This is a genomic window from Calditrichota bacterium (assembly GCA_013112635.1).
Lineage (GTDB): Bacteria > Calditrichota > Calditrichia > Calditrichales > J004 > JABFGF01.
This window is the reverse complement of record JABFGF010000001.1, coordinates 89746-109069: the sequence shown is the minus strand read 5'-3', so window position 1 is coordinate 109069 and position 19324 is coordinate 89746. Positions and strand designations below refer to the sequence as shown.

18 protein-coding genes and 1 pseudogene are annotated in these 19324 nt (G+C 35.0%); 8 read left to right on the top strand and 11 right to left on the bottom strand.

Features of this window, described 5'->3' with window-relative positions; genetic code table 11:
- Positions 1 to 52: 52 nt before the first annotated feature.
- Entirely contained in the window at positions 53 to 604 is a 552-nt protein-coding gene (locus tag HND50_00515) for an ATP-binding protein (protein NOG43686.1), read from the bottom strand.
- A 17-nt stretch (positions 605 to 621) separates the two neighbouring features.
- Positions 622 to 1668, bottom strand: coding sequence for a HAMP domain-containing histidine kinase (locus tag HND50_00510; protein ID NOG43685.1), 1047 nt, complete (start codon positions 1666 to 1668; stop codon positions 622 to 624).
- Positions 1669 to 2021: 353 nt separating this feature from the next.
- On the opposite strand from HND50_00510, the gene HND50_00505 reads away from it, so the two are divergent.
- Positions 2022 to 3251 (top strand): MFS transporter, encoded by a 1230-nt coding sequence (locus HND50_00505; GenBank protein ID NOG43684.1) that lies wholly within the window; start codon positions 2022 to 2024, stop codon positions 3249 to 3251.
- Between the two features lie 60 nt (positions 3252 to 3311).
- Here the strand turns inward: HND50_00505 and HND50_00500 are convergent, their stop codons facing one another.
- The 5 genes and pseudogenes from HND50_00500 to HND50_00480 all read right to left on the bottom strand — a co-directional run bounded on the left by HND50_00500 (position 3312) and on the right by HND50_00480 (position 7984).
- Entirely contained in the window at positions 3312 to 3866 is a 555-nt protein-coding gene (locus HND50_00500) for a DoxX family protein (GenBank protein NOG43683.1), read from the bottom strand.
- 165 nt (positions 3867 to 4031) lie between these two features.
- Positions 4032 to 5060: a hypothetical protein gene (locus tag HND50_00495; protein NOG43682.1), complete on the bottom strand. Its 1029-nt coding sequence runs from the start codon at positions 5058 to 5060 to the stop codon at positions 4032 to 4034.
- 11 nt (positions 5061 to 5071) lie between these two features.
- A pseudogene (locus tag HND50_00490) lies at positions 5072 to 6130 on the bottom strand (N(4)-(beta-N-acetylglucosaminyl)-L-asparaginase).
- An 8-nt stretch (positions 6131 to 6138) separates the two neighbouring features.
- Positions 6139 to 7623 carry a D-alanyl-D-alanine carboxypeptidase/D-alanyl-D-alanine-endopeptidase gene (dacB, locus tag HND50_00485; protein NOG43681.1) on the bottom strand — a complete coding sequence of 495 codons (1485 nt, stop codon included), beginning with the start codon at positions 7621 to 7623 and terminating at the stop codon, positions 6139 to 6141.
- A gap of 85 nt (positions 7624 to 7708) precedes the next feature.
- Entirely contained in the window at positions 7709 to 7984 is a 276-nt protein-coding gene (locus HND50_00480; GenBank protein ID NOG43680.1) for an HU family DNA-binding protein, read from the bottom strand.
- A gap of 284 nt (positions 7985 to 8268) precedes the next feature.
- On the opposite strand from HND50_00480, the gene HND50_00475 reads away from it, so the two are divergent.
- On the top strand, positions 8269 to 10629 hold the full coding sequence (locus HND50_00475) for a glucosamine-6-phosphate deaminase (GenBank protein NOG43679.1): 2361 nt from the start codon (positions 8269 to 8271) through the stop codon (positions 10627 to 10629).
- Positions 10630 to 10635: 6 nt separating this feature from the next.
- On the opposite strand, the gene HND50_00470 is transcribed toward HND50_00475, so the two are convergent.
- Together HND50_00470 and HND50_00465 are read right to left on the bottom strand one after the other, a co-directional pair.
- On the bottom strand, positions 10636 to 11889 hold the full coding sequence (locus HND50_00470; GenBank protein NOG43678.1) for a sigma-70 family RNA polymerase sigma factor: 1254 nt from the start codon (positions 11887 to 11889) through the stop codon (positions 10636 to 10638).
- A 46-nt stretch (positions 11890 to 11935) separates the two neighbouring features.
- Positions 11936 to 12277 (bottom strand): hypothetical protein, encoded by a 342-nt coding sequence (locus tag HND50_00465; GenBank protein NOG43677.1) that lies wholly within the window; start codon positions 12275 to 12277, stop codon positions 11936 to 11938.
- Positions 12278 to 12421: 144 nt separating this feature from the next.
- On the opposite strand from HND50_00465, the gene HND50_00460 reads away from it, so the two are divergent.
- Positions 12422 to 12829 carry a hypothetical protein gene (locus HND50_00460; protein ID NOG43676.1) on the top strand — a complete coding sequence of 136 codons (408 nt, stop codon included), beginning with the start codon at positions 12422 to 12424 and terminating at the stop codon, positions 12827 to 12829.
- Positions 12830 to 13092: 263 nt separating this feature from the next.
- On the opposite strand, the gene HND50_00455 is transcribed toward HND50_00460, so the two are convergent.
- The gene (locus HND50_00455) at positions 13093 to 13989 is read right to left on the bottom strand and encodes a hypothetical protein (GenBank protein ID NOG43675.1); all 897 of its coding nucleotides are present in this window, start codon (positions 13987 to 13989) and stop codon (positions 13093 to 13095) included.
- Between the two features lie 154 nt (positions 13990 to 14143).
- Here HND50_00455 and HND50_00450 point away from each other — a divergent pair, with 154 nt between their 5' ends.
- From HND50_00450 to ypdA, 5 genes are all read left to right on the top strand, one after another.
- Positions 14144 to 14566 carry a GNAT family N-acetyltransferase gene (locus tag HND50_00450; protein NOG43674.1) on the top strand — a complete coding sequence of 141 codons (423 nt, stop codon included), beginning with the start codon at positions 14144 to 14146 and terminating at the stop codon, positions 14564 to 14566.
- On the top strand, positions 14567 to 15607 hold the full coding sequence (gene mnmH / locus HND50_00445) for a tRNA 2-selenouridine(34) synthase MnmH (GenBank protein ID NOG43673.1): 1041 nt from the start codon (positions 14567 to 14569) through the stop codon (positions 15605 to 15607).
- Positions 15608 to 15639: 32 nt separating this feature from the next.
- Positions 15640 to 16674 carry a selenide, water dikinase SelD gene (gene selD, locus HND50_00440; protein NOG43672.1) on the top strand — a complete coding sequence of 345 codons (1035 nt, stop codon included), beginning with the start codon at positions 15640 to 15642 and terminating at the stop codon, positions 16672 to 16674.
- A gap of 18 nt (positions 16675 to 16692) precedes the next feature.
- Entirely contained in the window at positions 16693 to 17289 is a 597-nt protein-coding gene (locus tag HND50_00435; protein ID NOG43671.1) for a methyltransferase, read from the top strand.
- Between the two features lie 182 nt (positions 17290 to 17471).
- Entirely contained in the window at positions 17472 to 18440 is a 969-nt protein-coding gene (ypdA, locus tag HND50_00430) for a YpdA family putative bacillithiol disulfide reductase (protein ID NOG43670.1), read from the top strand.
- 11 nt (positions 18441 to 18451) lie between these two features.
- Here the strand turns inward: ypdA and HND50_00425 are convergent, their stop codons facing one another.
- Entirely contained in the window at positions 18452 to 19285 is an 834-nt protein-coding gene (locus HND50_00425; protein ID NOG43669.1) for a glycosyltransferase, read from the bottom strand.
- Between the last annotated feature and the right edge of the window lie 39 nt (positions 19286 to 19324).

Here is a 19324-nt window from a genome sequence, read left to right as displayed (position 1 = left end):
ATCCAATCATTTCAAACTAAAAAGCCCCGAACAATCGGGGCTTTTTTTAAACTTATTCTAATTTTTTAACTAGCTTCCAGTCAAATTTTCCATTCCCGATATAAGAGTAAGTAACCGTATCCATTAACTTGGTTACCAGTGACATTCCCAAACCATTATCGTTTACTTTATCTAAAACCGCCAGATCATCCAATTGAACATCATCTTTTTCAATAAACGAAAAAGAAATTGAAAAAGGATCTGTCACCGTATAATAAACAGTTCCATCTAAAACATCACGCAGTTTATACTTTTGGCCTATGCATTCTTTTGGGTAAGGTGGCAAATGGTCATTTGCTTTAAAACCCGGGCCATAATCATAAATTGATATTGAGAAATATTTTAGACCTATTTCAAATTGGAATCGAACAATTTCATTCTCTTCAGCTGTATTTGTGTGTTCAATAATGTTCACAAAAACTTCATTCATTACCGTACATAGTTTTGAAGTAAAATCCTGTGATCCTTGAGGATGCAAATACGATGCAGATATTTTGATGAAGTCTTCTACAAGTTTAGTGTATTCAATTTTACATGGTAGGTGAAAGCGAAGTATATCGTTCATAATGTCTTCTCTTTATTTTAATTTATAGGGAGATTGATCAAAAAACGCATCCATTCACCTTGTTTGGACTCAGCAACGATCGAGCCATCGTGGAGTTCAATAATATGTTTTACAGTGAATAACCCAATCCCAACATTTGTTTGTCTGTATTTTGTATGAAAACGAGAAAATTTTTCAAAGATATGGCTCAGGTGCTTTTTTTCCAATCCTTGCCCTTTATTGAAAACCTCAATCAGCACACGGTCACGAACTTTTTCTAATCTGATTTCAATATCCGTTTTTTCGAATCCATATTGAATAGCATTTACAGCTAAATTGCGCAATGCAACTTGCAATAAAGCCGGGTCGCCATTTAAAAGAACATCATCTTCTTTTGAGATAACTTCAATCACCATACCTTTTTCATGCAATTGAAATTCAAGTTCCCTTACAAGCGGATCAACAACATCTTTTAATAATTTATATTCACTTTTTTCAGCAATTAGTTTTTCCTGTTCGATCAAAGACATGTTTAGCAAAGTTTCAATCAGACTAAAGAGTTTTTTTGAAAGCCTGTCAACATTGCCGGTTATATCTTTTAAATCATCCGTTCGCCCTTCAGAAATTCGTTTATCTATTATGCGGTTATAGCCATAAATGGATGTCAGAGAGTTTTTAAACTCATGGGTTATCACACTTAAAAGATCACGATAATTTTGATTAACAGTTCGCAGGTTTTGTTGGATTCTTGAATTTTCTTTGATCAGTGCAGCCTGGGTACCAAACAAAACCAAAGATTTTAGTTTTTCTTTTGTTTCATCATCAAACCCATTGTTCAGTAAATCTGAATCGAAGTTTGGCAGGTCTGCAAAACGGGTTGTGTATTCATCAAGCACCTTTAAAAGTAGCTTTTTGGGCTCTTTTTCACTTTGAATTAAATCAAGACCCTTTTCATAAATTTCTTCGTAATGTCCAAGTTGAACCTGGGTATCACCAAGATATTTGTAATCTAATTCTTTCAATTCTTTCGTATTCATTCCATCTAACCAGTCATCAAGTCTGTCAAGGTAAAAAAGATCATTCATTCAGGGAGCCTGCTACATTTTCAAATTTGTTAAAAAAACTCATTTAAATAATGAATTTTCAATGAATTATCGTTGACAATGCCGGTTAACTTAAATAAAAGTTGGTTGTAGATAAGAATCAAACACAATTAATAATTTCAAATGGGTTTAATAACTATGTAACATTCCAAAGATATTAATAAACGATCATGATAATAAAAAAAAAAGCTTTGGCATTCTTTTACCAAAATTAGTTTTAGAAGGAATTATATTAACGTATCTACCGTTGTATGCAAATCAATGTAGCTTAATTACAATCCCACAACTTACTTCGTAACTATTCTCCCACTAATTAAAAATATTCAGAAGGTAATATGCTTAATAATATATTTGCCCACTATAAATCTTCTTTTTCAGGGTTATCAAAAAATGCCTGGATTCTAACTTTTGCCATGCTGATAAATCGCACTGGGACAATGGTTATTTTCTTCTTGATGCTCTATCTCACCAAGGATTTGAATTATGCACTGGAAGATGCGGGATTGGTTATAAGTTTTTATGGAATGGGTGCAATGGTCGGTGCTTTTGCTGGTGGTTGGTTTAGTGACAAATTCGGAACAAAGTTTGTTCAGCTTTTCAGTTTATTTGTTGGTGGCCTTGGCTACATCGTTCTGTCTTATGTAGAAGGAAAGGTTTACTTAAGTATTTCTTTATTTTTTCTGGCAATTATTGCAGAATCATTTAGGCCAGCTGTTATGACTGCTATTGCCCTTTCCTGTAAACCGGAAAACCGGGCTCGCGGCTTTGCTTTAATTCGCTTGGCTATTAACCTCGGTGTTTCAATTGGGCCTGCTGTTGGTGGATTTTTAGCACTATATGACTACTCTTATATTTTCTGGTTTGAGGGTTTGACGTGTATTGCCGCTTCCTTTTTTCTGTTGTTTTTTTATCACGAGCCAAAGCTTGATCACCATAAAGAACCAGGAAAAGCTGAAATAAAAAAAATATCTCCTTTTAAGGATGTAATATTTATTCAACTTCTTGTTATTATGATATTTACGGGATTTGTTTTTAATCAGCTATTTAACACATGGCCATTGTTTATAAAAGAATTTTACAATTTTAATGAAGACACCATTGGTTTGCTTCTTGCATTTAACGCTTTTGTAATTGTGTTATTTGAAATGCCTTTGGTCCATAAGTTTGAGCGATTAAATAATATTGCTGTAATTGGTGTTGGTCTCCTGCTGCTTTGTTTCGGGTTTGGAGCAATAATGTTTTATAGTTCTATAACATATATAGTTTTTACTATTCTGATTTGGACTACGGGCGAAATGCTGGCATTCCCTTTCATAACCTCGTTTATTGCAAACCGGGCAAATGATCAGAACCGCGGAAGCTATATGGGAATGTTCACTTTTTCATTTTCATTATCCTTTGTTATAGGTCCGCTTCTTGGATCGTGGATGTACAAAAACCTGGGCCCAGAATTCTTGTGGTGGTTAATTATGGCAATTGGTATAGTTGTTATACCAGGTCTTTTTATAATTGACAAAATGATAAAAAAAGAAAATTTTGAAAAAATAGAAACGATGGCAGATTGAAACTGGGTAAAAAAAAGGCGCCCAATTGGACGCCTGTCTTACTTAATCCCCCTCAAACAGTTACTTGTTCAATTTGGCTTCAAGTAACGCATCCAGGCTTATTTTGCCCGGACCTTTAACTATCAGCGAAAGAAGCATTGCCATATAAGTTACAACATTTTCAATACCATTCTGTAAAATCACAAAACTACCTTTTTCAGTAAGCCAATCGTAATTGCCATATTCTTTTAAAATATCCTTAGCAGCTGATAAGCGGCTGGCAATTTCCGGATTCAAATCGCTGCTACCAATTACTAACCATCCATTATCCATATGTACGGTTACCATTGCAACTATCATAACAAAAAATAAAGGAATTGAAATAAGGCGTGTACCCAACCCAAGGAACAAAAGAACAAATCCTGCTACTTCGGTCGCTGTTGCCATAAATGCATTTAGTGTTGGGAATGGCAGATTTAAGCCATGTTCAAACCAGTAGACAATTCCTTCAAAATTATTAAACTTCATCATCCCGGTTACATAAAAAACGTATGCAAGTAAAAACCGAAATAGTAATGGCGCCACATCCTCTAATAAACTGAGAGAATCTCTGAACTTATTATACAACTCCAACATTTTAACGACCTCCAATTGATTGATATTTTTATATAAGATATTGTAATATACCAGCTTCAACGAAGTGAGTTATCACTAAATTCAGAAAAAATAATATCAAATTATCACGGATTTATAATATGACAGAGAATATTTTGCAAACAACATGAACATTATAAACAACATTCAAGATGGTTCTTTTTCCAATTCTATAGTCAGCGCTATCAAAAAAATGTTTTCTAAAAAATCCCTAAAGGAGATCTGAGGTTTATTTTGTTGATAAATTTTCCATTCAGAAGCAACAATCTGTTTTAGTGTTGGAAAAAGTACAAATATTTCTTCAATATCAGAATTATATTTATTTTTCTTTTTTTGCAAAAAATTAAGCAATATTCGTTTTACATAAGGGCCTAAAATATAATACCAAAAGATTAAAATAACAGTGGCGCGAACAACCATTGCCAAAGCAGATAGCCCTACATTTCTATCAAAAACGGGCATAATATAAGAAAGTACCATTATCACAACTGCAAGTGGGAAAACAAGGTATGCAAAACGTACGCGCTTTTTCTTCTTAAGAGGTTGCTCAATATTTATATATGATTGTAAAAAATATTCTGTCTTACCTTGGCTGTTTAATTTATTAAAGATTGTCTTAGAAAAAGTAGAAGCCCAGCCCCCAATCAAAAGCCCGGCAATGAGGTGAATAATTAGATAACCTGTGATTAAAACAAGGCTTAAATTTACAGAACTGATTTCTTCATTATTTTGCATAAATTGCATTACAATAAAACTTGCAAAAATGTTAATCGAGTCCCAAAGGTTTTGCCCAAAAATAAGTGTTAAAACTAATAGTTTCTGAAAGCCGGATTCTACTAATGAGAAAACTGACAATAGCATTGCTGCAATTGATTTAATCCTGATAAAACCAAACAGAAATATTGCCAGGAAAGCCTGAAAAGAAACAGCAAGGTAAGCAGTTGGAGGAGTGTGTGGACTGACAACCGCTTTTACAATTAAGACGAGTAAAAATGCTTTTAGAAAATCTTTTTTTTCAGCGCCCAAATATGCCATCAATGTAAGTAAAACTACAGCACTCCCACCTATAAACAAGCCTGTTAAGGGGATTTTTACAGCATGAAGAATCCCGCCTAATGCTGATTCACTTAATGCCCAGATTGCTGTTATCCTGAGGAATATTTGGTTTTTATTCATTATTTAAAAAACTACCACTCATATAAATAATGCCCGTCACGAACTTTGTTTTCCTTCCCGTCATGGACTGCATAAGTTCCAGGTCCGTAAATACTGGCGCTGCCAAAGTCGCCATTTTTGTTTAATGCATAAAAACGAATATTGAAGTTTGGAAGACCATTTTCTTTGACCAGACTTTTATGAAAAGCATTTTGAATGATTCGTTTAACGCCTGCTTTACAAGCCTCTTCCGGAGACATCCCCTGACGCATAAATTCAACAACTAAAAAACAAGTTAAATTCTTCAGGTTCTCTTCGCCCCGGCCGGTTGATCCGCATGCCCCGACATTATTATCAACATAAAGCCCTGCTCCAATAATAGGGCTATCTCCCACCCGCCCAGGTATTTTGTAACTTAAACCGCTGGTAGTTGTCACGCCGGAAATATTATTATTTAAGTCCAACCCCAAGCATGTAATTGTTCCGTATGTAAATGGGATCTCCGTTGCCGACCTTGCTTTTTCGTACATTTCGGGTGGATACCAGTCATCATTTTTATCCCTGTTTTCTTTCCATTTCAACCAAACTTTTCGTGCCTGTTCTGTAAGTAAATTTTCTTCTTTAAAACCATGAGCTCTTGCAAATTTTAAAGCACCTGCCCCAACAAGTAAAACGTGATCGGTTCTATCCATTACCAGCTTTGCAATCTTTGATGGAGTTTTAATATTTTGAATTGATGCAACGGCGCCAGCATTATGAGTAGGGCCATGCATACAACATGAATCAAGTTCAACAACCCCTTCTTCATTTGGTAATCCACCATAACCCACGGACATATCATTTGGATCTTCTTCAACAATATTTACTCCGGCAATCACCGCATCAATTGCATCCGATCCATTTTTAATCATATCCATAGCTTTTTCTGTTGCGGGTATACCATTGTAACTTGAGACAACTAAAGGTTCCTTCCCTCCAGAAGTTTGACCCAAAAGACTTGCAGCAGCAGGTTTAACATTAGTTAATAGAGAAGAACCAAGGCCAATTGCTCCAGCCTTTAAAAATGATCTACGTTTCATTGGCTACTCCATTTGATAGATTAGTTTTTCTGTGGATTAAATTCTGTAAGCAAAATTGCAATTTTATCCTGCAATTTATTTACATAAGCTGTTGGAACAGAATAATAATTTAACATAATTACAAAGAGATAGTCATTTCCGGACCGGTCTTTTGTATATCCTGAAAGGCTGCGCATATAACGAACATAGCCTGTTTTTGCGCGGACAACATTTTGTGCCACACTATTTTTCATCCGTCTCTTTAAAGTTCCATCCACACCTGCAATGGGGAGTGAATAGTAGAAAGGCTCAAAATTCTCACTATGGTACATTTCTTTTAAAAGAGTTGCAGTAGAATATGGGCTTACAAGGTTCATTCTGGATAACCCAGAACCATCTACAATGATTGCGTGGGCGTCCGTTACGGCATTACTATTCAACCAATCCATAATAACTTTGGATGATTCTTTTGCCGTACCTTTTTTCTTTATTTCTGCGCCTAGAGTTTTAAAAACCTGTTCAGCATAAAAATTATGGCTGCCTTTATTCACAACTTTAACAAGTTCTGACATTTCAGGTGAAAAATGCGTAAACAGCGCTTTTTTATTAGTTTCGAAATCTACTCGCGCCGTATTTAATTTGTAACCATTTTTGACCTCTATACCCTGTTCATTCAGCACTTTGATAAATGTATCTAAAAACCATAAAGCGGGTTTTTCAATTGTTATTGATTTTTTTTCCAGACTTGAAGCAAACGGTAATCTACCTTTTATCTCAATTCTATTTTTTCCGCGGGCCCGCCCAATACTTAAAGTCGATAAAGAATCTTTCGCCGCCGTTATAGCGTTGTTTTCAATTATAACATAATCTGTAATGGGATTGGTTTTAACCTTAATCAATTCACCTTCTTTTTCTCCAGGCGTTATTTCCAAATCAATACAATTTTCATTAAATGACAAAGCCCCAATTTGTGCCGAATACCAATATGGTTCATCATCCCAATTCCAACCATAGCCAAGTTTGTGGCCCTTAAAAAATGTATCATTGCCAATTAAAGCACCATTAATTGTGTTAATTCCTTTTGCTTTTAAAGAATCCGCCCAATCCTTAAAATGTGCTAATATATCTTTTTCCTTAAATCTGCCAGAAATGGAGGGATCGCCTCTTCCGACAACAAATAAATCTCCATTTAATGAGCTATCCTGGATTTCCCCAGTTGTAAAAAAACGGGTTTCGTATTTATAGTCTGCTCCAAGTTTTTCGAGAGCCACTGCTGTTGTATACAGCTTTTGATTTGAAGCAGGTACAAAAAGTTTATATTCATCTTGCTTGAATAAAACAGAATTATCAGAAATTGATTCAATAAAAATACCAATCTGAGCATTTGCAAGCACGGGGTCATTTATTAAATACTTAATTTGGGAAATCAGGTTTTCTTTTGGAGAATGTGATGTAGTTTTAAAATTGGGCTTACAAGATAGAAGCGAAAAAACAAGTAGAACGAACAAGAATTTTCGAATTAGCATAAAACTAAATCCATAGTAGTATATTTAGAAAATAAAAAAAGGCGGAAAAGAAATACCTCTCCGCCTTTAAACTTGGTCAGACTTGTTAGTTATTAACAGCGTCTTTTAAACCTTTACCTGCTTTAAAAGTAGGAACTTTGCGGGCAGCAATCTGAATTTCTGCACCTGTTTGAGGGTTACGACCTGTACGGGCTGCTCTTTCGGAAACACCAAAAGTACCAAAGCCAACCAGGCTAACGCTTCCACCTGAGCTTAAGGCGCCTTTAACAGAACCCATGAAAGAATTTAAAGCATCTTCCGCTGCTTTTTTTGAAATACCTGCATCTTCGGCACATTTAGAAACTAGTTCTTGCTTAGTCATTTACTGACCTCCTGTTTATTTATTGAGTAAATTGTTTTTATTTGATCATTAAGTCGTATGGGGACGCTGAAATATCTGAACTTCATTGGTTAAAAGCAAGAAAAACTTGATAATTGTCACAAGAATCTTCAATGCTTAAAAAGACGCAAAAAATCCAATAAAACCATAGTTATCATCCCGAAGTTAAAATATAACGAAAAATATTTTTTTTAATCAAATATTTGTTGAATGATTTTTTTTTCGTAATTTTAGCCATCCCAAAAAAACATAATAAGGTTTTATTTATGAAAACGAAAAAAAAATACATAGTTAATTCGGAAACCGAACAAACCATTTTACAAAAAAGTGACATGGGGATAATCTATCCTCCAACAGAAAAACTAAAAACAATTATCGTTGATAATTTTCCTGCACTTGGAAAACTTGTAGCTCTCAGGTTTATTGAATGGGCACAAAAAAACCCGGGTTGGACTATTTCACTGCCAACGGGAAAAACCCCTGAGCATTTTATAAAATGGGTAAACTACTTTTTAGAAAACTGGAAAACTAAAAAAGTGCAATCAATTCTGGAAGAATTTAATATTGATCCTGCCAAATTTCCGGATTTAAAAAGTTTTCATTTTATACAAATTGATGAATTCTACCCCATTAACTCAACACAGCATAATAGCTTCTTTTATTATGTTAACAAATTTTATTTAAAAGGCTTTGGGTTAGATCCCAAAAAAGCCATGCTAATAAATCCAAATAAAATTGGTTTAAGTGAAGACCACCACCTTGATGAAATATGGCCAGATCATAAAGTAGACTTATCACTAAGAACGCGTTATCCAAAGAATGTTCTAGAAGAAAAACAGAAAAAAGTATTAGAGTCGGTTGACCAGTTTTGTTCAGATTACGAAAAGAAAATCCAATCGCTTGGTGGTATCGGTTTTTTTCTTGGTGGTATCGGCCCGGATGGACATATTGGCTTTAACGTAAAAGGCTCAGATCATTTTTCCACTACCCGCCTTACCCCTACAAATTATGAAACGCAAGCCGCAGCGGCGTCAGATTTGGGCGGAATTGAAGTATCCAGAAACCGCCTTGTTATTACGATTGGCCTACAAACAATTGTGAGTAATCCAAAATCAACCGCGATTATTATTGCCGCTGGGGAAGCAAAGGCTAAGGTCATAAAAGATGCCATCCAATCTGAAATGTCAAACCAGGTGCCGGCATCTGTTCTGCAAAAACTAGAAAATTCTTGTTTTTATATTACCAAAGGGGCCGCAAAATTATTAAATGAAAGACGATTTTATTATCTCTCAAAAGCTGATAAAATAAATCAACAAGATGCACAACAAATAATTTCAGATTTGGCAATACTTAAAAATAAAAAGCTGGCTGATCTGGACAAAACTGATTTCCAGTCTGTACGGTCTGCAAAATTGCTTTTAAGCCAAACCAAGAAAGAGTTTTCAACCCTGACAAAGGAAGTTGAAACTATCTATAAAAAACAAATAAATGATGCAATGGACCTCCCCAAAAATAAAATTCTTTTCCATACTGCACCCCACCACGATGATATTATGCTTGGCTATCTGCCCTTTCTGGTTCGTCTTATGCGTGAAGGAAGTAATACACACTATTTTAATTATCTAACCAGCGGCTTTAACGCGGTTACAAATGATTATATGTACAAGGAAGTAAAAAATGCACAGGAGTTTCTAAAAAACAGTGATTTTAAATATCTACTAAAAGAAAACTATTTTGACCCGCAAAATACTCTTTTTCGTGATCGGGACGTTTACCAATATTTAGATGGCGTTGCTGCCAACAATAAGTTTGATATGAAAGAAGGATGCGCACGACGCTTGTTAAGAAACCTAGTTGAAATATTTGAAGAGGACTCATTTGATAATTTGGAATTTAGAATTCATGAATTACTGAATTATTTTTCAACTCAATATCCGGGCAAAAAGGATTTACCTTATATTCAGCAGTTAAAAGGCATGACTCGTGAATGGGAAGCAGATATATTGTGGGGATATTTTGGATTCAGTTCTAAATCAGTCATCCATTCCCGACTTGGATTTTATAAAGGTGACATTTTTACTGAAGAGCCAACGATCACACGCGATGTAATGCCAATTTTTAATAACCTGAAAAAAATTAAACCGGACATTGTTACTGTTGCTTTTGATCCGGAAGGAAGTGGCCCCGATACACATTACAAAGTTTTACAGGCCGTTGCAGAGGCATTAAAACTCTACGAAGAGGAAAGCGGTAAAAGTGACATAAAAGTTTGGGGATATCGAAATGTGTGGTACCGCTACCATCCGAGTGAAGCAAATTTATTTGTACCTGTAACACACAATACCCGGGCAATTTTGAATGATGCTTTTTTAAATTCATTTGGTTCTCAGGCTGAAGCATCTTTTCCGAGTTATGAATATGACGGTCCGTTTAGCGGGTTGGCACAAAAAATACAGGTTGAGCAATATCAAACAATGAAAAAATTATTAGGCCGTGATTATTTTTATCAAAACCCGGATTCCAGGATTCGATCAACACGCGGTTTTGTTTTTCTGAAAATGATGGATTTAAAAGAATTTTATGAGAAATCATTAGAACTGAGAAAAACTACTGAAAATGCAAAGTAGATTTTTTTAATTCAAAACGGTTTTCAATTTTGCTTCAAGAAATCTTTTTTCAATTTCGTTCTGTGCAAGTTCAATGGCTTTGTATAAAGATTTTATTGCATGTTCAATCAGGGCACAGCTTTGTTCAAGTTCTGCCCTAATTGCAAAAAAAAGGTGTGTTTCAATTTTTGGATAATTTTTGTGTAGCAAGTTCAATTCATTCAGCGCAATTTTGCAGTTTTTAACTTTTGAGAGTACAACAATTCTGTTCAATTTAGCAGACAAAGATGGATCGATCTCCACAAGCAGATCATATAAACGTAATATCTCGGGCCAATTGGTTTCACTGTATTTTTCAGGCATGATGTATAAACTGGCAATACCGGATTCCAAATGATATTTTGATAAATCAGAACCTTTAGCAGACATGCTTAAATAACAAACACCCATGTTTATATAATTTTTATCCCAATTATTTCTATCCTGGTCTTTCAAAGTTACAAGATGCATTTGCGGATCCTGCCTACTGGAAAACCGGGCATAATTAAAACACATCAACGCCAATAATGCAAATACTTGTGGACTGTTGTACCGGGAATGATTTGATAAGATATAAGTCAATCTGATAGCTTCTTCACACACATCACTTTTAATAAGATTTTGGCCTGAAGTAGCTTTGTAGCCCTCCGTAAACATGAGGTATAACACCTTTAATACAACTTCTAACCTTTCCTTTTGTTCTTCACCATCTTGAGGAAGTTCAAAACCTTTGGATATTGATCTAAACTTTCCTTTCGCCCTGGTCAGTGATTTTTTTACTGCTTCATTTTGCTTCACCAAGGCCCTGGAAATTTCATCAATACTAAACCCACAAAGTAACTTTAGGGATAACATGATTTGCTCCTGGGTTGATAAAACAGGATGGCAGGTCGTAAAAATCATTTTAAGTAAATCATCATTAACCTGATCAATATCTTCAGAAAAAGGTTCTTCAACTAAGCTGTCATTGAGATATTCGGGAAAAGTATTACTTTTATTTTCTCTTCTTAAAATATCCAGTGCCCTGTTTGAGGCAACTTTATATAACCAGGCCGAAGGATTATCAGGAATATCTGTATAGCCCCAAACCTGCATGGCTTTTATAAGCGCATCCTGAACCGAATCTTCAACGATCTGGATATTTTGTATACCAAAGCGGTGGCTAAGGGATGCGCAAATTTTGACATATTCTCGTCGAAAAAGATGCTCTATTTTTTTCTGAAATGTTATTTCTGGTTTCATATCTAACTAAAATGCAGAGGCCATAAAGCCCCTGCTTTATAAGGATTTACATATTTAATATTTCTCGTACTTCTACTTCCCCGGCATTTTCAAAAATCGGGCAGCCTTTTGAAATCTCAACAGCATGGTCTAATGATTCAGAATTTACAATAAGATAACCACCTACTACCTCTGCCCCTTCCGTGTACGGGCCATCTAATATAACATTGCCTGCTTGTTTAACACGTTTTCCTTCTTTGGCCAATGGCAATCCATCAATAAGAACTTTTTGTTCAGTCAAACTTTGCATCCAGGTTCCCCATTTTTGCATGTGTTCCTGCATTTGCTCCGGCGATAGCTCGGCCATTCTTGCATCTCCACCTCTAAAAAGGTATAAATACTTTTTCATATTTCCTCCAATTGGTTAAACTTTGAAATGTGTTTTATTAAATCTCAAAAACTAAACGATTAACAGATAAAAAAAAGGACATTAAATATGTATTTTTTTTACTTTCAGTTTTTATTATTAAAAAATTTATATTAAAATAAGGCTATGTTAGAAAATCTAAACTGGTTCATTATTGTTTTATTGTCATTACCCGCCATTTTAATGGGATTTCTCTCATTAAAGGGATATACTCAAAACAAAGAACTTTTTCTTTGGCTTGGGCTTGGTGCACTTTGTATTGCTTATATATTTTTCTATGTTCATTCCCATCCTTTTTACCATCTTTTTATAATTGGTCTTTTTTGGGGAATTCTCAATTCTGTGATCCAATCCGTTTATTACACAACTTATATTGCCCACAATATTAAAGCTGCAAACAGCTACAAAAAACTGGCACAATCAATGAATCCAAGAGTTGCAATGGTTTTAATAGGTATTGGTACCGGTACCGGAATTGGGATTGCTCTTGGTGCTGTTTCGTGGATTGCAAAAAAACTTCTGTATAACCTTTAAGCCCTAAAACCGAAAAATAATTTCTTTCCTTCCAGCTTTTCACAAAAAGCTATTGTTGCATAATTACAACATTTTTGCTATTTATGTTTCCAAATGGCAACATTTCTTAATTTATTATCAGGTTTTATCAGTTTAAAAAATTGGCATCTCTTTTGTAAAGCAAGGGTTGGGTTCACTCCCAATTAAGAGTTGTGATTTTAGTTGCCCCCCTCTTCAAAAATTGCAACTCTATTTTATAAATAGCTATTTCAAACTGCTTGCATTTAATAATCTATATAATCACGTAAGCTTTGCCAGGAGCTATTCCAGGAAAATGACAACCAAAATTGAGGCAGATAACTATGTTCGTATTTGGGAAACCGGGGAGCATTTAGAAGGTTTTTTGTTGGAAAGATTGCAAATCCAATATCAAAATAAAACTGTTGATATGTTTTAAATTTTAAATTAATCGCACTTATAAGCCCGGAACGGATCATTTCTGAATACTCTTTTTTTTCTATTACATAGAAACGGCCCAGAGCTAACAATTCCATTTGAATAAAAGAAAAAATTTCATTTTGATAGCTAATTGATGGTCCAATACGCGACGGCACAAAATCAGTTATGAATCTTGCCTCAAAATTGGCTTTAAGCAAATCCCTGCTAAAAAGCAGATGTTTCTTTTGCCAGATTGCATTAAATCCTATAATAAATGCTATGCCCTTTTCTTTGGAGTAAGGAAAATCTATTGTTTTAATATAGCGCAAAGTGTGATAATTGTTTTGTAATGTTGCACCGCCAAAATCGCCTTTTAAAACTATTCCAGCTTGCGATTGAAGATCTACCCATTTCGCATGGACTTTTTTTGAAACTAAACCTGATAATAGATCATAGCGGAAATTGAATTTTCGAGAAGTAATTGATTGATAAACGAGTGCTGTATTCCAGTTATTTACATATAGTCGTGCAAGTAGCGAGACAGTCAAAAAATCATCCGCCCCGAAATAATTATTTTTTACTCCCTTTTTCCAGGTGCCAATATAATTATCATTAACGATGCTGAGTGAAAAGGCTACTTTGCTTTGTGGAGTAGATTTTTCCAAAGTTGTATTTATATGTGCCTGGACTGAATTCGTCGTAAAAATTAAAGCCAGGAAAAATAATCTGAATGAATGAAGCATCTTTGCATGCAATAATATTGAAATTGTATTTTTTTTAGAAATTAATGTAAATCGGGTTTAATACAAAAAATATCCATTTTTGGACTTCTATTGATTTATCCTGTAAATTTTAAATTACAAATAATTTTGAAATAATTATTTATACCCAGGCAAAATGCAAAAAGCAGACAAGTCCGATATCCCGGAAATAAAAAAACTTTTAAAAGATAATGATCTTCCTGTTGCTGATCTTACAAATGAGATTGATTTTTATATCATAAAAGAGAATAGCCAGGTTATTGCTGCAGGTGGTCTTGAACATGCAGGCGATTATGCAATTTTAAGATCTGTAGTCATTAATGATATATATAAAGGTAAAGGCCTGGGAAACGATTTAACCCGATTGCTAATTGAAAAAGCAAAAGAAGAAAATTATACAGCTTTGTTTCTTTTAACAATGACTGCAGAAAACTATTTCCCCAGATTTGGCTTTACCAGAATAGCTCGCGAATCTGCCCCGGATTCCATAAAAAACAGTAGTGAATTTACCACCGTATGCCCCGATTCTGCAATCGTAATGAAGTTAGATATTAAATAAATGAAATATCAAAAACCGCAATCCTTTATTAAAGCCGATAAAATCCCAATAATTGATGTCAGATCTCCACTCGAGTATCAAAAAGGACATATACCTTTAGCGATAAACATTCCGCTGTTTACTAACGAAGAGCGTCATGAAATAGGGATTATATACAAAAAACTGGGAAAGCTGCAGGCCATTGAAAAAGGACTTGGTTTTGTTGGTCCAAAAATGATGGAGATAGCACAAAAAGCACGTGATATTTCAGAGCACAACGAAAGAAAGGTTTATTGCTGGCGCGGAGGGATGCGCAGCGAAAAGATGGCCTGGTTATTTGAATTAATAGGAATGCAATGCCAGGTACTTGAGGGCGGCTATAAAGCCTATAGAAATTGTCAAAGTGCTGATTTTTCCAAAATTGAAAACCTAATAATTTTACATGGCTCTACCGGCTGTGGTAAAACCGAAATTTTAAAAGAGTTGTCACTTAAGGGTGAACAGGTAATCGATCTTGAAAAGCTTGCCAATCACCGTGGCTCAGCATTTGGGTTTATAGGCAATAAAAATAAACAACCAACATCTCAACAGTTCCAAAATGATATTCATAATACTCTAACCAATCTTGATTTTAGCAAAAGAATTTGGATTGAAGGTGAAAGCATGAAAATTGGCCTGGCCACTTTGCCGGAAGCCTTGTGGCTGAGGATGAAAAAAGCACATGTAATTGAAATAAGAGTTGAACGAACTAAAAGAGTTAAACGAATAGTAAAAGAATATGGGTTGTATCCTAAACCAGAATTAATGGACAGTATTTTAAAAATTAATTCACAATTTGGAAAACAGAATACACAGGATGCCGTTCACTTTTTGGAAATGGGCCAGCTGGAAGAAACAGCCAATCTGCTTTTAAAATATTATGATCATAGTTATGAATATACACGTAAGCGATTTCGGGAACAGTCAATATTTGTAGTTAAATCTGAAAGTGGTGACTCAAAAGAAAACAGCGACAAACTTTTAACCACACTTACCAAGTACATGAATTTAGAAGTCGCATAACTTCTCAAGGTTTATTAAATCAGAAAGACAAAATGCAGCACGAAATAAAACTAACACACTTTTCACATGGTTCCGGCTGTGGGTGTAAAATTGCACCAAGTGTGTTGAATAAAATTCTAAAATCAGCTGAACCGGCATTTACAGATCCAAGATTGTTAGTAGGAAATGACAACCGGGATGATGCAGCTGTTTATGCCATTGATGATGAAAATGTAATAATAAGTACCACAGATTTTTTTATGCCCATTGTAGATGATCCTGTTGATTTTGGAATGATAGCCTCGGTGAATGCCATTAGTGATGTTTATGCAATGGGCGGCAAGCCGATCATGGCAATTGCTATACTTGGTTGGCCGCTGAACAAATTATCCCCGGAAATTGCAAACCTTGTTTTAAAAGGTGCGCGGCAAGCTTGTAAAAATGCCGGAATCTCTTTGGCCGGTGGACATAGCATTGATTCTCCGGAGCCAATTTTTGGACTAGCCGTAACCGGATCAGCAAAAAGAAAATCATTACTTACAAATAGTGGAGCTAAAAAAGATAATCACATTTATCTTACAAAACCATTGGGTGTTGGCATTATGACCACTGCAATGAAAGCAGGTTTATTAGGCAACCAGGATTTTAAAGCAGTTCGTGATTCGATGATAACTTTAAATAAACCCGGTGAGGATTTAGGAACTTTGGAATGTGTGACAAGCTTGACCGATGTAACGGGTTTTGGGTTGCTTGGCCATTTAATTGAGATGTGTGAAGCCAGCAACTTAAGCGCCAAAATTGATTTTGAAATGATTCCACAATTCAATGGATTAAAATCATATTTAGATCAAAAAACTATTCCCGGTGGGACAAGCAGGAATTATAAAAGTTATGGTCACAAAGTAAATCAGCTTTCAGAAATCCAAAAAACTATATTATGTGATCCACAAACAAGTGGTGGTTTACTGATTGCCGTTGATCACGAGAATAATGAAGCATTTCTTGACTTATTAAAAAGGTTTAACTTGAATTTACAACCGATTGGTAAAATCACAGAAAAAAAAGAACTAGCAGTTTACGTTGAATAGGCCGGTTGAAATAGAAGAATGTTTGATAAGAAATTTTGGGATGGATATTATGAAAACTCCCATACACCATGGGATATGGGAGAAGTTTCCCCACCAATAAAGAATTATATAGATCAGCTTAAAAATAAAGAAACCGAAATCCTGATTCCCGGGGCCGGAAATGCTTATGAAGCTGAATATCTTTGGAGTAATGGATTTAAAAACATTGATGTTGTAGATATATCAGAACACCCCTTGCTAAACCTAAAAAAACGTCTCCCGGGAATTGATAACCGCAGACTTCTGCAAATGGATTTTTTTGATCTGGACAAACAATACGATTTGATTATCGAACAAACCTTTTTTTGCGCAATACTTCCGGATCTACGCGATGACTATGCTAAAAAAATGCATTCCTTATTAAAACCTTCGGGAAAACTAATCGGTTTATTATTTGTATTTCCACTGGACTTAAGTCAGGAAACTCCTCCATATGGTGGGTCTGTTGAGGAATATACAAAATGCTTTTCTCCTTATTTCAATTTATACACTCTTGAAACTTCCTTTAATTCTCACCCTGCGCGTCAAGGTCGGGAAGCCTTTTTAAATCTTCGTAAAAAATCAACCGATATCTGATAAGAATAAAACCGTTAACTATTTTACTTTACTCAAACTTTTTTCTAAAAAGCCCCTTCATTATTTTCTTTCCATTGCTCCTCAATTCTTTTTTCACGAAATTTGATAAGTTAATTATTCGAAACAACGGATTTTGAAATAGTTTTTTCTTATTCCATCTATATAAATCTTAAGGAAAATAAGTGAAAAGCAATATTTATGATGTAATTATTATTGGTGGTGGGCCTATTGGAATTGCCTGCGCCATTGAAGCAAAAAAAAATGGACTAAGCAACCTGGTAATTGAAAAAGGCGTGCTTGTAAATTCGGTGTACCATTTCCCAACAAATATGACATTTTTTTCTACCTCCCAGCTGTTAGAAATAGGTGACGTACCTTTTATTGCACATGGTGATAAACCAACCCGCCGGGAAGCATTGGAGTATTTTAGAAGGGTTATTCAAAGCTGGCAGATTAATGTAAATGTGTATGAAGAAGTAAAAAACATAATGAAAAATGAAAACGGATTATTTAGTGTTTCATCCTCAAAAGAGAGCTATCTGGCAAAAAATATTATTGTAGCCACGGGGTTTTATGATACTGCAAACTTGTTGAATATCCCTGGTGAAAATCTGCCAAAAGTAAAACATTATTATGATGAGCCTCATCCATATGTTGGGCAAAAAGTAGTTGTAATTGGTGCCGGCAATTCTGCGGCGGATGTTGCCCTTGAAACTTATTTAAAAGGCGCGGATGTTACGTTGGTTATGCGGGAAAGTGAGTTTAAGCCCAGTGTAAAATATTGGATTTTACCCAATGTAAACAACCGAATAAAAGAGGGTTCAATAAATGCATATTTTGAAAGTGAATTAACTGAAATCCGCGAGAAAGAAGTTGATATTCAAACCAAAGAAGAAAAAATCACAATAAAAAATGATTTCGTTCTTGCCATGACCGGTTACCGACCTGATTATCCTTTATTGGAAAAATTTGGCATATTAATCGGGGATGATGAATTTTTAGAGCCAAGTCATAATCCTGATACCCTGGAAACAAATATCCCGAATGTGTATCTGGCTGGTGTTGTTCTTGGAGGGTTAAGAACTGGTCGTTGGTTTATTGAAAATGCACGTGAACATGCCGAAAAAATTATTTCCAATATTCTGAAATGAATTTAAGAGTTTTAATTCAGTTTCTTAACTTCAAGATTATATTTTTCTAATTTAGATTCGAGTTTTGATACATCGCGACTTCTCTTTTTAGCACCGTTAATAACAATTTCTAATTTCTTGATGATTTCGGCTAAAGCGGCGTATCTCAATTCTGCTTTTAAAGAATCATCTTTTAAATGTTTCTCTATTGCCCGAATTCGCTCTAAATCCATTACTGGGAATGTTGTGGAAAGCTGATCCGGGTGACCGCCATACTTAATCAGTCCGATATTTTTATTTAATCCTATCAGATATTTTCTGGCCACACGCAACCAAAGATCATAATCCTCACAAACCCGAAACGATTTATCAAAACCTTCCATTTCTGACCATAGTTGTTTTGTAAACATTACTGCCGATGGAGATACAATACACAAAGGCAGGCATTGCTCAAAAATCCAACCGGATTGTTTTTTAAATTTTTGCTTTGGATTTACTCTTATTCCATTCCTTATCCAAATTTCTTCACACTGAAAAATTTGAATATCAGGATGTGCATTAAAATACTCTACTTGTGTTTCCAAAGCATTTGGCGTCCATTCATCGTCACTATCAAGCAAAGCAATCCAATCACCTTTTGCATTTTCAATTCCGGTATTCCGAGCAGCGGAAACACCTTTGTTACTCTGAGAGAGAACAATTATTTCATTTTTCAGAGGCTCAAGAACAACATTAGTTGTATCGTTGCTTCCATCATCAACAACAATAATTTCAAATGGTTGATAAGATTGATTTAGCACTGAGTTTACGGCACGCAAAATTGTATGTGCTCTGTTATACGTTGGAATTATTACAGAAATTTTCATTCTTTATAAAATGTGATGTGTGTAGAAAATCTAATGAAA

Coding starts and splice junctions, on each gene's coding strand:
- HND50_00515 (NOG43686.1), bottom strand. CDS start 604: ATGAACGATATACTTCGCTTTCACCTACCATGTAAAATTGAATACACT.
- HND50_00510 (NOG43685.1), bottom strand. CDS start 1,668: ATGAATGATCTTTTTTACCTTGACAGACTTGATGACTGGTTAGATGGA.
- HND50_00505 (NOG43684.1), top strand. CDS start 2,022: ATGCTTAATAATATATTTGCCCACTATAAATCTTCTTTTTCAGGGTTA.
- HND50_00500 (NOG43683.1), bottom strand. CDS start 3,866: ATGTTGGAGTTGTATAATAAGTTCAGAGATTCTCTCAGTTTATTAGAG.
- HND50_00495 (NOG43682.1), bottom strand. CDS start 5,060: ATGAATAAAAACCAAATATTCCTCAGGATAACAGCAATCTGGGCATTA.
- dacB (NOG43681.1), bottom strand. CDS start 7,623: ATGCTAATTCGAAAATTCTTGTTCGTTCTACTTGTTTTTTCGCTTCTA.
- HND50_00480 (NOG43680.1), bottom strand. CDS start 7,984: ATGACTAAGCAAGAACTAGTTTCTAAATGTGCCGAAGATGCAGGTATT.
- HND50_00475 (NOG43679.1), top strand. CDS start 8,269: ATGAAAACGAAAAAAAAATACATAGTTAATTCGGAAACCGAACAAACC.
- HND50_00470 (NOG43678.1), bottom strand. CDS start 11,889: ATGAAACCAGAAATAACATTTCAGAAAAAAATAGAGCATCTTTTTCGA.
- HND50_00465 (NOG43677.1), bottom strand. CDS start 12,277: ATGAAAAAGTATTTATACCTTTTTAGAGGTGGAGATGCAAGAATGGCC.
- HND50_00460 (NOG43676.1), top strand. CDS start 12,422: ATGTTAGAAAATCTAAACTGGTTCATTATTGTTTTATTGTCATTACCC.
- HND50_00455 (NOG43675.1), bottom strand. CDS start 13,989: ATGCTTCATTCATTCAGATTATTTTTCCTGGCTTTAATTTTTACGACG.
- HND50_00450 (NOG43674.1), top strand. CDS start 14,144: ATGCAAAAAGCAGACAAGTCCGATATCCCGGAAATAAAAAAACTTTTA.
- mnmH (NOG43673.1), top strand. CDS start 14,567: ATGAAATATCAAAAACCGCAATCCTTTATTAAAGCCGATAAAATCCCA.
- selD (NOG43672.1), top strand. CDS start 15,640: ATGCAGCACGAAATAAAACTAACACACTTTTCACATGGTTCCGGCTGT.
- HND50_00435 (NOG43671.1), top strand. CDS start 16,693: ATGTTTGATAAGAAATTTTGGGATGGATATTATGAAAACTCCCATACA.
- HND50_00425 (NOG43669.1), bottom strand. CDS start 19,285: ATGAAAATTTCTGTAATAATTCCAACGTATAACAGAGCACATACAATT.